This window comes from Kitasatospora sp. NPDC001261, from assembly GCF_042896795.1.
Lineage (GTDB): Bacteria > Actinomycetota > Actinomycetes > Streptomycetales > Streptomycetaceae > Kitasatospora.
The window spans coordinates 1-13,933 of record NZ_JBIAXP010000033.1 but is presented as its reverse complement, the minus strand read 5'-3'; the positions used below and the strand labels follow the sequence as shown (position 1 = coordinate 13,933).

Genomic DNA, 13,933 nt, shown 5'->3' with positions numbered 1-13,933 from the left:
GGGCCGGTGTCCCCGACGGGACACCGGCCCTCGGCCGTTCTCGGGCCGGCCGTCAGCCGGTGTTGCGCAGGCCGGCGGCGATGCCGTTGACGGTCAGCAGCAGCGCGCGGGCGCGCAGCGGGTCGTCCTGGCGCCCGGCCGAGAGCTCCTCGCGCTGGCGGCGCAGCAGCGCGACCTGGAGGTAGGAGATCGGGTCGAGGTAGGCGTCGCGGACGGCGAAGGTCTGCTTCAACACCGGGTTGTGCTCCAGCAGTTCGCTCTCGCCGGTGAGCCGGAGCACCTCGCGCAGGGTGAGCGCGTGCTCGGCCTTGATCTCGTCGAAGACGTGGTGCAGCTCGCCGGGCACCAGCTGCTCGACGTAGTGGCGGGCGATCCGCAGGTCGGTCTTGGCCAGCGTCATGGCGACGTTGGACAGGAAGTTGCGGAAGAAGTGCCACTCGCCGTACATCTCGTCCAGCACGTCGCCGAGGCCGGCCGCGCGGGCGGCGGCGAGGCCGGAGCCGACGCCGTACCAGCCGGGGACGATCTGCCGGGACTGGGTCCAGCCGAACACCCACGGGATGGCCCGCAGGCCGTCCAGGCCGGCGCCGGAGTCGGGGCGGCGGGACGGGCGGGAGCCCAGGTGCAGCGAGGCGAGCTGGTCGACCGGGGTGGAGGCGAAGAAGTACTTCGGCAGGTCCTCCTGCTCGACCAGGCCGCGGTAGGCGGTGTGGGCGGCCTCGGAGACCTGGTCCATCGCGGCGTCCCAGCGGGCCAGCGACTCGGGGGCCTGGCGCGGGGCGGTGTGCAGCGCGGAGGCGGAGAGCGTGGCGGAGAGGGTCAGCTCCAGGTTCTCCCGGGCCAGCGAGGGGAGCAGGTACTTGTCGGAGATGACCTCGCCCTGCTCGGTGACCTTGATCTCGCCCTCCAGGGTGCCCCAGGGCTGGGCCAGGATGGCCTCGTGCGAGGGGCCGCCGCCGCGGCCGACGGTGCCGCCGCGGCCGTGGAACAGGCGCAGCCGGATGCCGTAGCGGTGGGCGACGTCGCGCAGCCGGCGCTGGGCGCGGTGGATCTCCCACTGGGAGGTGGTGATGCCGCCGAACTTGGAGGAGTCGGAGTAGCCGAGCATGACCTCCTGGACGTCGCCGCGCAGCGAGACGAGCAGGCGGTAGGACGGGTCGGAGAGCATCTCGTCGAGGATGCGGTCGGCCTGCTGGAGCTCGTCGGTGGTCTCCAGCAGCGGCACGATGCCGATCTTGGCGATGCCGGCGTGCAGGTCGATCAGGCCGGCCTCGCGGGCCAGCACGGTGGCGGCGAAGACGTCGTCGGCGCCCTGGCACATCGAGATGATGTAGCTCTCGACGATCTCGTCGCCGAAGCGCTCGAAGCCCTGGCGGACGGTGTTGAAGACGCCGAGGGTCTTGGTGCCGGCCTCGTCCAGCGGGGCCGGGGTGGGGGCGAGCGGGCGGCGTGAGCGGAGCTCCTTGGCGAGCAGCTTCTGCCGGTACTCGCGGGGCATGTCGGCGTAGCGCCAGGCCTCCTCGCCGAGCCGGTCGAAGAGCTGGCCGAGGGCGTGGTGGTGGGCCTCGGCGTGCTCGCGCACGTCCATGGTGGCGAGCTGGAGGCCGAAGGCCTCGACGGTGCGGATGGCGCGGGCGAGGCGGCCGTCGGCGATGAGCTCGCCGCGGTGGGAGCGCAGCGAGTCCTGGATCAGCCGCAGGTCGGCGATCAGCTCGCGGGTGCCGAGGTAGTCGCGGCCCTCGACGTGCGGGGTGCCGCCGGCCAGCCGCTCGCGGGTGTTCTCCAGCTTGAGCCGGATGCAGGTGGCCTTGAGGCGGTAGGGCTCCTCGGCGTTCATCCGCTTGTAGCGCGGGCTGAGTTCGGGGAGCAGGTGCAGGTCGGTGTTGAGCGAGGCGAGCAGTTCGACCGAGGCGCCGGCCAGCCGCTCGGAGGTGGAGAGCGTGTTGCGCAGGTCGTCGATCGCGGCGAGCGCGTCCTTGATGCCGTACTCGTGCTGGAGGTTGAGGACGTCCCAGGTGACCTGCGGGGTGACGTTGGGGTTGCCGTCGCGGTCGCCGCCGATCCAGGTGCCGAAGGTGAGCGGGCGCACGCCGTCGGGCAGGCTCAGGCCGACCCGGGCGAGCTCCTCGTGCAGCTCCTCCAGGACCTCGGGGACGGCCTCGCGGTAGAGCTCGTCCAGGTAGTAGACGGCGTTGCGGGCCTCGTCGGTGGGCTCGGGGCGGGCGATGCGCAGCTCGTCGGTCTGCCAGAGCAGGTCGATGACCTCGGCCAGGCGGCGGTCGGCGGAGCGCTTGGCGCTGCTGGTGCGGGCCTGGTCGGCGGCGGCCAGGCCGGAGGTGACCTCGTCGCGGTGGATGCGGTCGAGGAGTTCGCCGATCCGGCGCAGCTTGTTGAGGACGCTGCGGCGGGCGGCCTCGGTGGGGTGCGCGGTGAAGACCGGGCGCACGGCGAGGTGGGCCAGGGTGTCCTGGAGGTGCTTGGCGTCGGCCTCGGCGAGCAGGTCGGCGGTCTGCGCGAGCAGCGAGCCCTCGCGGGCGCGGCGGGTGGCGAACTCGCGGCCGCGGTGCACCTGCTCGGTGACGTTGGCGAGGTGGAAGTAGGTGGAGAACGCCCGGACCAGCTTCGCGGCGGTGTCCAGGTCGATGTCGGAGAGGAGTTCGGCGGTGGCCTCGCCGTCGGTGCGGCTCAGCAGGCGGACCTGTTCGACCAGGCCCAGCAGCTGGGGGCCCTCCTGGCGGACCAGCGTCTCGCCGAGCAGGTCGCCGAGGCGGCGGATGTCCGCACGCAGGGCGGCGTTGTCGGGATCGGCGACGACGGGCGTGGGGCTGTCCGCCGGGGTGGGGACCGGAGCGGTCACGGCTGGCTCCCTGTGGTGGTGGGGTTCGGCAACGGCTCATCGTCACAGGTCCACACGCGTGTGGCGGGTGTGACGCGTGCGGACCGCGCTGTCCGACGCGACCAGCATAGGTGTCGGGGAGGGTGCTGTCCGCGACGTGGCCGGATGGCGGACAGGGCTGCCGAAAACCACCTGTGGTCTGGACCACTTGACGGCCTAGGGGGGTGTACCGGGAGATCCCGGTGGGGAGGGGAGGGGGTTGCCGCTTACGCTGTGGGGCATGAGCAACTCGCCTGGGGAGCGCGTGCCGGTCCGGTCGTTCTTGTGGTGGAAGCGGCCGCGCAGCGCTTTCCTGGACATCGGGCTGGCGTTGCTCGCCGCCGTCGAGTGCGCGGCCAGCACGATCGCCTTCCTCTCCGCCCGGATCCACGTCAGCACCGCGGGAGCGGTCGGGATAGCCGTGCTCGGCACGCTGGCCGGCGGCTCCCTGGTGGTGCGCCGGCGCTGGCCGGCCGTCCCGGTGCTGGTGACGCTGCTGGTGATGCCGGGAATGCTGGGCGTGGTGCTGCTGGTGGTGGCGCTGTACACGCTGGCGTCGACCTGGGAGTGGCCCTCGCGGCGCCGCCGGGTGGTCGCGCTGTCCGCGCTGGCCTTCGCCGAGGCGGCCGCCGTGATGGCGGTGTCGCTGATGACGCCCGGGGACGGGCCGGTGGACCCGCCGCCGCTGTGGGGTCAGATCCTGCTGTCGCTGCTGGTGGCGGTCGGGCTGACGGTCGCCCCGGTGCTGACCGGACTGTACGTCGGCGCGCGGCGGCGGCTGATCGAGTCGCTCAAGGACCGCGCGCACGGCCTGGAGACCGAACTGGACCTGCTGGCCGAGCAGGCGCAGGAGCGCGCCCGCCGGGCCCGGCTGGAGGAGCGCACCCGGATCGCCCGGGAGATGCACGACGTGGTGGCGCACCGGGTGTCGCTGATGGTGGTGCACGCCGGGGCGCTGGAGCGGATCGTCGGCAAGGACCCGGAGAAGGCGGCGCAGAGCGCCAAGCTGATGGGCGAGGTCGGCCGGCAGGCGCTGAACGAACTGCGCGAGATCCTCGGGGTGCTGCGGATGGACGACGAGCGGCAGCCGGAGCCGGACTCGCTGGCCGGGCTGCCGCGGCTGGTGGACCAGTCCCGGGTGGCCGGGATGGCGGTGACCCTGACGGTCAGCGGCAGCCGGCAGGAGTTCACCGGCGAGGCCGAGCAGACCGCCTACCGGGTCGTCCAGGAGGGCCTGACCAACGCGCACAAGCACGCGGGCGGCGCCCAGGTGTCCGTCCTGCTCTCGTACGCGCCGAACGGGGTGCGGGTGGCCGTGGTGAACGCCTGCCCGGGCGGGGAGCGGGGCGCGGCGAAGCTGCCCAGCGGGGGCAACGGGCTGGTCGGGATGCGGGAACGGGTGATCGCGCTGGGCGGCACCTTCTCCTCCGGGCCGGAGGCGGACGGCGGGTTCCGGATCGAGGCGGTGCTGCCGTCCCGGCTGGCGGTGCGGGCCGAGCGGCTGCGCTGAGCCGGGCCCGGTGCTCCGGCGCTCCCGGTGCTCCTCCTCCGTACGCCTCGGTGCCCGTCAGTACTCGTCAGTACTCGTCCGGGGTCCGCAGCCGCTCCGGGGCCGTGCCCAGGACCAGGGCGGAGACCGCCTGGTCGATGCCGTGCCCGAGGAACCACTCGCCGGTGTGGTCCAGGCTGTAGACCCGGCCCTCCTCGTCGACGGCCAGCAGCGCCTGCCCGTACGCCTCCTCGCCGAGCGGGGCCAGCCGGGTGCCCAGCGCCCGGCCGAGGTCGAGCAGGGTGCGCGGCTGGTGCAGGCCGCACAGCGGGTCGATCAGGAACGGGGTGCGGGCCAGCTGGCGGCCCGGGCCGGACAGGTCGAAGGCGAGGCCGCCGAACTCGGCCCAGGCCTCCACCGCCGCCGGGAACACCGCGTGCGTCACGCCGGTGGGCGCGCCGTACCCGACCAGGGCGTCGGCCCACTCCTCGGCCTGCCGGATCTGCCAGCGGCCGGGGTGCCAGCCGGCCGCCTTGAGCTCGGCGGCGACGTCGGCGGGGAAGCGCGGGCGGGTCCGGGCGCCGGCGGGGGAGAGGGTGGCCGGTGCGGGCGGGATGGGCGGGTTCAGGGCGGGCTCCAGGGCTGGGGGACGGGGGACGTGCCGGCGGCTCGGCCGGCCGGTGCGCGGGCGGTCAGTGCGCGGGCGGGCCGACGGCGACGCTGCGCACGGTGAAGTGCTCCAGCATCGGAGCGCAGGAGCGGCAGGGCGGGGCGTGGCTGCCGTGCGCCGGATCCCCCTCCTCGCGGATGCGGACGGTCGTCATCCGGGAGCCCTTGAGCGCCTTGCGGGCCTCGTGCAGCGTCATCGGCTTGCGGGCGGCGCGCTTGGAGCGCCGGCCGTCGACCGCGGCCAGGTGCTGGGAGAGCAGGACGGCCTCCGGGCAGCGGCCGGTGAACCGCTCGCGGACCTCCGTCGGCAGGGCGTCCAGGAAATCGGCGACCAGGTGGTGCAGCACCGGGCGGCGCGGGTCCTTGTCGCCCGCCAGGGTGTGCACCTCGCCGCCCTTGAGCGACAGCGCGGCGGCGACGGCGGGCAGCAGGCTGTCGCGGTGGTGGCGCAGCACGGGCGGGCCCGCCGGCTCACCGGTGGTCATCCGTCGTCCTCCTCCTGGTAACCCGGTGTCGGCCGGAGTGACCGGGCCCGTCCGGGGCAAGCCTGTTCAGGGGCAAGCCTGTCAAACGGCACTGACAACCGCGCAACCGGGGTGCGGCGGCGGCCGGTGGCGCCACGGACCGGCCCGGCGGTCACCCGATGCTGGCCGAACGCGCACGCGTCCGTCACGACTTGTCCGCCGATTTACCGAAACGGCCCCGGAGGCCGGTACGCGGCCGGTACCGTTCCGGCAGCGAGCCGAAAGGGGGACGCGGCCGACCGCGCGGAGCAACCGCCGGGCGGGCCCGACTCCCGTGCCCGCGCCGGACGTTGAGGCCACCGGGGAGGGCCTGCCGCCCACCCCGGCGCTGAGCGAAGGGGCCCGTGCGATGACGTCGGAACCGCAGGACGACCACTGGCAGGCCGCCAACCAGGCACCCGGCGGCCACGTACCCGCACCGGACGAGCCGCCCCGGCCGGTGCCCGCGCGCCCCGTCGGGCTGGCCGTGGTCGGGGCCGGCTACTGGGGCCCGAAGCTGGTCCGCAACGCGCAGCAGACCCGGGCTCTGCGGCTGCACTGGCTGTGCGACCTGGACGAGGCCAAGGCCCGCGCGGTGCTGGGGGAGTACAGCACCGTCGGGGCGACCGCCAGCTACCGGCGGGTGCTGGCGGACGAACGGGTCGGCGCGGTCGCGGTGGCCACACCGGCGGGCGCCCACTACGCGCTGGTGCGGGCGGCGCTGGAGGCCGGCAAGCACGTCCTGGTGGAGAAGCCGATCACCACCTCCGCCGCCGAGGCCGAGGAACTGGTCGACCTGGCCGAGCGGCGCGGGCTGGTGCTGATGTGCGACCACACCTTCTGCTACACCCCGGCGGTGCGGCGGATCCGCGAGCTGGTCCACGGCGGGGAGATCGGGGACGTCCAGTTCTTCGACTCGGTGCGGATCAACCTCGGCCTGGTGCAGCCGGACGTCGACGTGCTGTGGGACCTCGCCCCGCACGACCTGTCGATCCTGGACTTCGTGCTGCCGCCCGGGGTCGAACCGGTCGGGGTGTCCGCCCAGGGCGCCGACCCGATCGGGGCCGGCCGCGCCTGCGTCGCGTACCTGACGGTCCGGCTCAGCAACGGCGCGCTCGCGCACTGCCACGTCAACTGGCTCTCCCCGACCAAGGTCCGCACCACCCTGATCGGCGGCTCGCGGCGCACCCTGGTCTGGGACGACCTCAACCCGCAGGCCCGGCTGGCGGTGCACGACCGGGGCGTCGACCTCACCCCGCCCGACCAGCTCACCGACGAGATCCGGCACCGGGCGCTGATCTCCTACCGGGTCGGCGAGATGGTCGCGCCGGCGCTGGTCGAGCAGGAGGCGCTGCGCAACGTGATGGCCGAGTTCGCCGCCGCCATCACCGAGGGCCGGGCCCCGCTCACCGACGGCCGGGCCGGGGTGCGGGTGCTGCAGCTGCTGGAGGCGGCCTCGCTCAGCCTCGGACTCGGCGGGGTCACCGTGCCGGTGGGCGCGGCGGTCCGGGCCGGGGCGGAGGCGCGGTGAGCGGGGTGGTGCACGGTTCCGGGAGCGGCCCGGGGAGCGGTGCTGCTGGGGAGGGCGTCCCGCTGGTCGATCTGGCGGCGGCGCACGCCGAGGTGGCGCAGGAGGTGCGGGCCGGCTTCGACCGGGTGCTCGCCTCCGGAGCCTTCGTCAAGGGCCCCGAAGTGGCCGCCTTCGAGCGGGAGTACGCGGCCTTCGTCGGCGTCCGGCACTGCGTGGGCGCCGCCAACGGCACCGACGCGCTCGAACTGGCCCTGCGCGCCCTGGACCTGCCGCCCGGCGGCGGGGTGGTGCTGCCCGCCAACACCTTCGTCGCCACCGCCGAGGCGGTGCTGCGGGCCGGGCTGCGCCCGGTGCTCGTCGACGCCGACCCGGAGTACCTGCTGATGGACCCGGAACGGGCCGCCGCCGCGCTGCCCGGCGCGGTCGCGCTGCTGCCCGTCCACCTCTTCGGCCAACTCGCCCCGATGGGCCCGCTGCTGGCGGCGGCCGACGGCCGTCCGGTGGTGGAGGACGCGGCGCAGTCCCAGGGCGCCCGGCAGCACGGGCGCACCTGGTACGGGCGGATCGCGGCCACCAGCTTCTACCCGGGCAAGAACCTCGGTGCCTACGGCGACGCCGGGGCGGTGCTCACCGACGACGACGCCCTGGCCGACGCCGTCCGGCTGACCGGCGACCACGGCGCCCGCGACCGGTACCGGCACGAACGGTTCGGCTGCAACTCCCGGCTGGACGCGCTGCAGGCCGTCGTGCTGCGCGCCAAACTGCGCCGGCTGCCCGCCTGGAACGCCGCCCGCCGGACCGCCGCCGCCCGCTACGACGCGCTGCTGGGCGGGCTGGACGGACTCGCCCTGCCCCGTACCGCGCCCGGCAACGAGCACGTCCGGCACCTGTACCCGGTGCGGATCGGCCCCGGCCGGGACCGCGACACGGTGCTGGCCGCGCTGCACGCCGCCGGGATCGGCGCCGGGGTGCACTACCCGGTGCCGGTCCACCTGCAACCCGCGTTCCGTCACCTCGGCCACCGCGAGGGGACGTTCCCGGTCGCCGAGCGGGCCGCCCGCGAACTGCTCAGCCTGCCGCTGCACCCGCACCTCACCGAGGCCCGGCAGCTGCGGGTGGCCGAGGCGCTGGCGCGGGCGCTGGGCGGGCGGCTGTGACGGCGGGGGCACTGCCCGCGCTCCGGGCTCTCCGGGGCAGGGGCCCGTCGTCCGCCTGGCTGACCGGGGGTTGAGGGCAGGCCCTAGGCTGGTGCCCAGCAAGCACCGTATTTTGCAGCAGCCAGTGGGGGCTCCCAGATGACGACAGGTCGGCCCGGCGTCGCCGCCGCACCGAACGCGGCGTACGCAGGTCAGGTGGTGCAGTTCCCGGACCCGGTCCGCGCGGAGCGGCACCCCGCCGGGGTCAGGGTGGACGAGTACGGCTTCCCGGACTTCGGTCCGTACGCCGCCGCCGCGGCCGAGGTGGCCGACCCGCCGGCGGGCTTCGGCGTGGACGAACTGCGGCTGACCGACTACGTCTCGGCCAACGCCGCGCTCTACACCCAGGGCCACCCGCTCTGGGCCGACCTCCCGACCGCCGTCGCCACCCCGCCCGGCTGGACCTGGCACCACGCGGTCGGCCGGGCCGCGCCCGGCTGGCGGCGGATGGAGCTCGTCCCGGTCGAGGTCAAGGCGCTGCTGCGGCACCACGGCGGCCTGGCCACCTCCGCCGCCGACCACAACCGCCGCGGCACCCGCCCGCTGCAGGAGCGCCGTCCGGTGCACTTCTCGCTGGCCGGGGACGGCGGCGACCCGATCGGCGTCCCCGAGGACCTGGTGCAGCGCGCCGAGGAGCGCCTCGGCTACCGGCTGCCCGACGCCTACCGCACCTTCCTCAAGCTGGGCGGCGGCCGCGCCCCGGTCGGCGTGGCGCTGGACACCGAGCTCGGACTGCTGCTCGACCAGCCGTTCCTGACGCTCACCGAGGAGTACGGCACCGACGACGTCGTGTACGCCAACAAGTGCCTGCGCGACCACCTCACCAAGGACTACCTGGGCATCGCCTACGCGCAGGGCGGCCTGGTCGCGCTCAAGGTGCGCGGCGAGCGGACCGGCTCGGTCTGGTTCCACCTGTACGACGACGCCCGCGACGCCGGCGGCCCGGAGGCGCCGGAGGACCGCTGCGCCCGGCTGCTGCTGCCCTGCGGCGAGGACTTCGACGCCTTCCTGCTCCGGCTGGCCGGCAGCCCGCCGGAGCTGGAGACGGTCGCGGAGCTGATGGTGGACGGCGGGTTCGCCCGGGCCGTCCCGGTCGGCTGAGGCGCGTGGGCGCGGTGCTCGTGGTGCTCGCGGTGGTGTCGGTGGTCGCGGTGGTGTCGGTGGCCGAGGTGGTCGCGGTGGAACGGGGGACGAAGAGGATGCGGACAGGGGTGAACCGGGCGTGGTGACGTACGCGCAGGCGCAGGAGCTCGCCGAGGAGTGGATCAACGGCGGGGTGCCGCGCTCGCAGCAGCGCGAGGTGCGGGTCCGGGAGTTCGACCTGGGCTTCGTCTGCTGGGCGGTGGCGCCCACGGGCCCGGCCGACGGCTCGGGCGGTGCGGGCGGCGGCTCGGGGGAGGCGCGGCTGGTGATCGCCCGGGACTCCGGCGCCAGCACGCTCTGGCCCGCGCTGCCCGTCAACGAGGTGGTCCGGCAGTACGAGGAGGTCTACGGGCGGCCGGTGGCGGCCAACCCGGCGGGGGCGGCGAAGCCCGCGCCCGGGCCGGTGGAGGCGACCTCGTTCCTGCTCAGCCCGCCGCAGTGGCTCCAGGAGGCGGGGGCCGCGGCGATCGCGGCGGAGGCGGAGCGGCTCGGGACGGCTCCGGCCGCTGTTGCCGCCGCTGCCGCGCCCGCTCCGGCTGTCGCGCCCGTCGAGGAGCCGCCCGCCGCGGCGCCGCGGCCCGGGCCGGCCGTGCTGACCGAGCCGCCGGTCTCCGACCGGCCCGCCGGGGACGCGCCGACCATGCTCGCGCCGCCGGCCGGGCACGACGAGCCGGCCGTCGCGCCGGTGCCGCCGGTCGCGGCTCCGGTCGCGCCCGTTCCGTCCTCGGCGCCCGTCGCGCCTGTGGTGCCCGGCCGGCCGCCGGTCGAGGGCGAGGCCGCGACCGTCCTGATGTCGGAAGGGCTGCGGACCACCGGCTCGGACCTGCCCGAGCCCGCCGCATCGGCGGGTGCCGAGGCCGCGACCATGCTGATGCCGCCGACGGGTGGCGGCTACGGCATGCCCCCGGTCCCGCCGCCCGCCGCCCAGCCGCCCGCCGCGCAGCCCCCGGCGCCGCCCGTCGCGCCGCCGACCCCGGGACCGGCGCCAGTGCCGGCGCCCGCCCCGGCCGCCGAGCCGGCGCCCACGCTGCTCGCCTCGCCGGACGCCATGCCCGGGCTGATGGGCCTGCCGGGTGCCCCGGTGGCCCCGCCCGCCGGTGGTCCGCCCGCCGGTGGTCCGCAGGTGGAGCACGCGCCGACGATGCTGGCCCCGCCCGGCGGCCTGCCCGGCCTCGCGGGCCTGCCCGGCGCTCCGGCCCCCGGTGTCCCGGCTCCCGGCGCCCCGGAGGCCGCCGCGCCGCAGGGCGGGCTGGGCCGTGGCGCGGGTTCGGGTCCGCCGCCGCCCCCGCCGGCCGCGCTGCGCGGTGGCCCCGCCGGTTCCCCCGGCCCCGCCGCCTCCGCCGGGCTGGGTCGCGGTGCGGGCTCGGGTCCGCCGCCGCCTCCGCCCGCCGGGCTGAAGCACACCCCGGGCTCCGGCACGCCCGCCGCCCACCCCGGTGGTCGTGGCGCCGCCTCCGCCCCGCCGCCCCCGCCCCCGGCGGGCCTGCGGGGCGGCGAGGCCCCGGCGGCCCCGCAGGGCGCGCCGGCCGCCGGCCCGGCCGCGTCCGGTCCGTCGTACGAGGCGACCCAGCTGGCGGGCGCGATCGACCCGGCGCTGCTGGGCGCCCCGGCGGACCCGGGCACCCCGCCCTCCGGCGGCCCCGCCGTCCCGCCGCCGCCCGGCGGTCCGGCGGCCCCCGCCGCGCCCGCGGCCGGCTACGGCTACCCGAACGCGCCCGGCGCCGCCGGGGTCGTCCCGCCGGCGGTGGTGCCCGGTTCGCCGCCGCCCGCGCCGGTGCCGCCGGGCGTGCCCGCGGTCGGCCCGGGGTACTTCGCCGCGCTCAGCTACCGGGGCCCGGACGGCTCGGAGCAGAAGCTGCTGCACCGCAGCGAGCCCGGCACCCCGCACCCGGAGTGGAAGATCCTCCAGGACCTGCGCCGGCTCAACGTGCCGCCGGAGCAGGTGCTGGAGCTCTACACCGAGCTGGAGTCCTGCGACCTGCCGGGCGGCTACTGCAACCGCATGATCGCCGCGTCCTGGCCGAACGTCCGGCTCACCCACACCGCCCCGTACGGCCGCGACCACGCGTCCCGGCAGGCCGGGATGGCCGAGCTGCTCGACCACCTGGACGAGCTGCACCAGCTGGCGTCCGGCGCCCAGCGGGTCCGCCCGTTCCGGGTGCCGCCGCCCGCGCCGGGGACGGTCCAGGCGCTGCCGCCGCTCCCGCCGCAGCAGCTCGCCCAGGAGACCGGGGCCGCCTTCGGGCAGAACCTGTTCCGCTACGAGCAGCGCGCCGTCTCCCGCCAGGGCGTGCCCGAGCCGGTGTCCCAGACCCTGATGTGGGCCGGGCTGCCGCGCGACTTCGGGCCGTTCTTCTGGGCGCAGGCGCAGGAGGGCCGTCCGATCCCGACGCTCGCCGAGCTGGCCGCCGAGCGCGGCCTCGCCGCGGGCCCGGACTTCGGCGGCTACCTGGTGCTGGGCAACGACTACGGCCGCCAGCTGTGCGTCCAGTACGGCACCGCGCACGTGGTGGCCGTGGACATCGATGGAACCGGCCAGCCGCCCCGGTTCGTCAACAGCGGTGTACCGGAGTTCGTCCGCTCGCTGGCCCTGCTGGGCCGGATGTGGCGGCTCCGGTACGGGCTGACGCCGGACCAGGCCGGTCGATGGACGACCGACTTCCAGGCCCAGCTCGCCGCGATCGACCCGGCGGCCCTGCAGAACGCGGACACGTGGTGGGCCGTGCTGCTGGAGCAGTTCTGGGACGGCCTGCTGTAGCGGGTCGTCGCTGATCCTCGCAGGTGGGAGGGGTCGTTCCGGTGTCCGGAACGACCCCTTCGGCATGCCGACGCAGCCGTGCCTCGTTGGGGTTTCGCCCGGATCTGCGCAAAATAGGTCAAGAGGATGGGTCTATTCGTCCGGTCCTCGACACATTCCGGTCCGTACGACGGCGGAATCCGGCCCCGGCCTCCGAACCGGTTCCGGATCCGTCCGTTCCGTCCGATCATGGGCTCCGCAGCCCGCGAAACGAGGGGAAGAGCCCATGAGCGACGCCGTCCCCCAGTACGGCTTCACCCAGGCCCGCCGTGGCTACGTGCCCGAGCAGGTCGACCGAGCCCTGGCCGCCCTCACCGCGCAGCGTGACGAGGCGTGGGAGCGGCTGAGCGTCCTGGGCGCAGGCATCCGGCAGATGGAGGCCCGACTGGCCGACATCCGCCGGACCGCCGAGGACGCTCCGGAGCCCGACTACCAGGTGCTCAGCGAGCAGGCCGCCGGACTGGCCGCGATGGCCGAGAACGAGGCGCGCGCCGTCCGGGAGAAGGCCGAGCGCTTCGCCGAGGACCTGCGGGACGAGGTCTACGAGGCCGGCCAGGCCGCCGACCGCGCCGCCAAGGAGTACGGCACCACGACCCGTACCGACGCCGACGCGGCCGCCCGCCGCACCGAGGAGCGGACCCGGGCCGAGGCCGAGGGCATCCGGTCCGACGCCGACCGGGAGAGCCGTTCCGCCCGGGACGCCGCCACCGCCTACGCCGCCAAGGTGCGGGTGGCCGCCGCCGAGGCCAGCGAGCAGGCCGAGGCCGAGCTGGCCACCCGGCGCCGCAAGGCCGACGAGACCTTCGCCGCCGCCCAGGCCAAGGCCGACGCCGAGGACACCGAGGTCTCGGCGACCGCTGAGCGCCGGGTCAAGGAGGCGGAGCAGCAGCGGGAGACCGTGCTGAACCGGATCAAGCAGCTGGAGACGGACGCCCAGGCCAAGGCCGACCAGCTGATCGAGCAGGCCCGCCGGGAGGCCGAGAAGATCAACGCGGAGAGCGAGCGCGAGCAGCGCGAGTTCGACACCCGGCTGGACACGGTGCAGCAGCACCTGGACCACATCAAGGCCACGCTGGCCTCGCTCACCGGGGCGGCGGTCGGCCAGATCGAGCCCGAGGTGGCGGCCGCGGCCGCCGCGGCCGTCCAGGCCTCCGGCGCGGCCGCCACGACCCCCGCGCCGCGGGACGCCGTCGCGGACGCCGTCGTCGACGCCGCGCCGGTGGACTCGGAGGCGGACACCGGGGAGATCCCGGTGGCGAACCTGCGCAAGGCCCTGGCCCCCGCGGCTCCGGCCGGGGCCAAGGCCCCCGCCGCCCGGGAGGGGGCGGCGACCGTGCTGCGGACGCCGGTGGTCGGCAGCAGTGCCACCAGGGCCATCGGCGGGCCCGTGGCGACCGGCCCGGTGCCGCCGAAGCCGGCCGCGCCGCCCGCCGAGGAGACGGTCGACGGGACCGCCGACGGGACGGCCGCGGTGGAGAAGGGCGCCGGGAAGCCGTCGGAGGACGAGACCCGGATCGTCCCGAAGATCATCATCGTGGACGACGGCAGCGACTACGCGACCCCGCACACGGTGAGCTACAACCGCCGCTGACCGGGCGCCCGACCGCGCGCCGCGAAGGCCCCGACCGCCCCCACCGGCGGTTTCCAGGGGTCGTTGCAACATGTGGTCGGTTTGATCAGGCCGCGACGAGTTTATGCAGGCGCTCGGCTGGGGTTTCCCAGCCGAGCGT

10 protein-coding genes are annotated in these 13,933 nt (G+C 76.0%); 7 read left to right on the top strand and 3 right to left on the bottom strand.

Annotation, left to right across the window (positions count from 1 at the left end):
• Positions 1-52 precede the first annotated feature (52 nt).
• Positions 53-2,857 carry a phosphoenolpyruvate carboxylase gene (gene ppc, locus ACFY4B_RS34780; RefSeq protein WP_049653627.1) on the bottom strand — a complete coding sequence of 935 codons (2,805 nt, stop codon included), beginning with the start codon at positions 2,855-2,857 and terminating at the stop codon, positions 53-55.
• Between the two features lie 259 nt (positions 2,858-3,116).
• On the opposite strand from ppc, the gene ACFY4B_RS34775 reads away from it, so the two are divergent.
• A complete protein-coding gene (locus ACFY4B_RS34775; RefSeq protein WP_049653628.1) occupies positions 3,117-4,385 on the top strand; it encodes a sensor histidine kinase in 1,269 nt (422 codons plus the stop codon).
• A 67-nt stretch (positions 4,386-4,452) separates the two neighbouring features.
• Here the strand turns inward: ACFY4B_RS34775 and ACFY4B_RS34770 are convergent, their stop codons facing one another.
• Positions 4,453-4,980, bottom strand: coding sequence for an SUKH-3 domain-containing protein (locus ACFY4B_RS34770; RefSeq protein ID WP_049653631.1), 528 nt, complete (start codon positions 4,978-4,980; stop codon positions 4,453-4,455).
• Positions 4,981-5,056: 76 nt separating this feature from the next.
• On the bottom strand, positions 5,057-5,518 hold the full coding sequence (locus ACFY4B_RS34765; RefSeq protein WP_387974621.1) for a YwqJ-related putative deaminase: 462 nt from the start codon (positions 5,516-5,518) through the stop codon (positions 5,057-5,059).
• Positions 5,519-5,906: 388 nt separating this feature from the next.
• On the opposite strand from ACFY4B_RS34765, the gene ACFY4B_RS34760 reads away from it, so the two are divergent.
• From ACFY4B_RS34760 to ACFY4B_RS34735, 6 genes are all read left to right on the top strand, one after another.
• Positions 5,907-7,067: a Gfo/Idh/MocA family protein gene (locus tag ACFY4B_RS34760; protein ID WP_387974618.1), complete on the top strand. Its 1,161-nt coding sequence runs from the start codon at positions 5,907-5,909 to the stop codon at positions 7,065-7,067.
• A complete protein-coding gene (locus ACFY4B_RS34755; RefSeq protein ID WP_387974615.1) occupies positions 7,064-8,224 on the top strand; it encodes a DegT/DnrJ/EryC1/StrS family aminotransferase in 1,161 nt (386 codons plus the stop codon). Before ACFY4B_RS34760 ends, ACFY4B_RS34755 begins: the two co-directional genes overlap by 4 nt.
• Positions 8,225-8,362: 138 nt before the next feature.
• Positions 8,363-9,364: an SMI1/KNR4 family protein gene (locus tag ACFY4B_RS34750; protein WP_387974612.1), complete on the top strand. Its 1,002-nt coding sequence runs from the start codon at positions 8,363-8,365 to the stop codon at positions 9,362-9,364.
• 5 nt (positions 9,365-9,369) lie between these two features.
• Positions 9,370-9,492 (top strand): hypothetical protein, encoded by a 123-nt coding sequence (locus ACFY4B_RS34745; RefSeq protein ID WP_255357480.1) that lies wholly within the window; start codon positions 9,370-9,372, stop codon positions 9,490-9,492.
• Positions 9,486-12,164, top strand: a complete 2,679-nt coding sequence (locus ACFY4B_RS34740) for an SUKH-4 family immunity protein (RefSeq protein ID WP_387974609.1) — start codon at positions 9,486-9,488, stop codon at positions 12,162-12,164. Before ACFY4B_RS34745 ends, ACFY4B_RS34740 begins: the two co-directional genes overlap by 7 nt.
• A gap of 265 nt (positions 12,165-12,429) precedes the next feature.
• Positions 12,430-13,794, top strand: a complete 1,365-nt coding sequence (locus tag ACFY4B_RS34735) for a hypothetical protein (RefSeq protein WP_380741124.1) — start codon at positions 12,430-12,432, stop codon at positions 13,792-13,794.
• Positions 13,795-13,933: the final 139 nt, after the last annotated feature.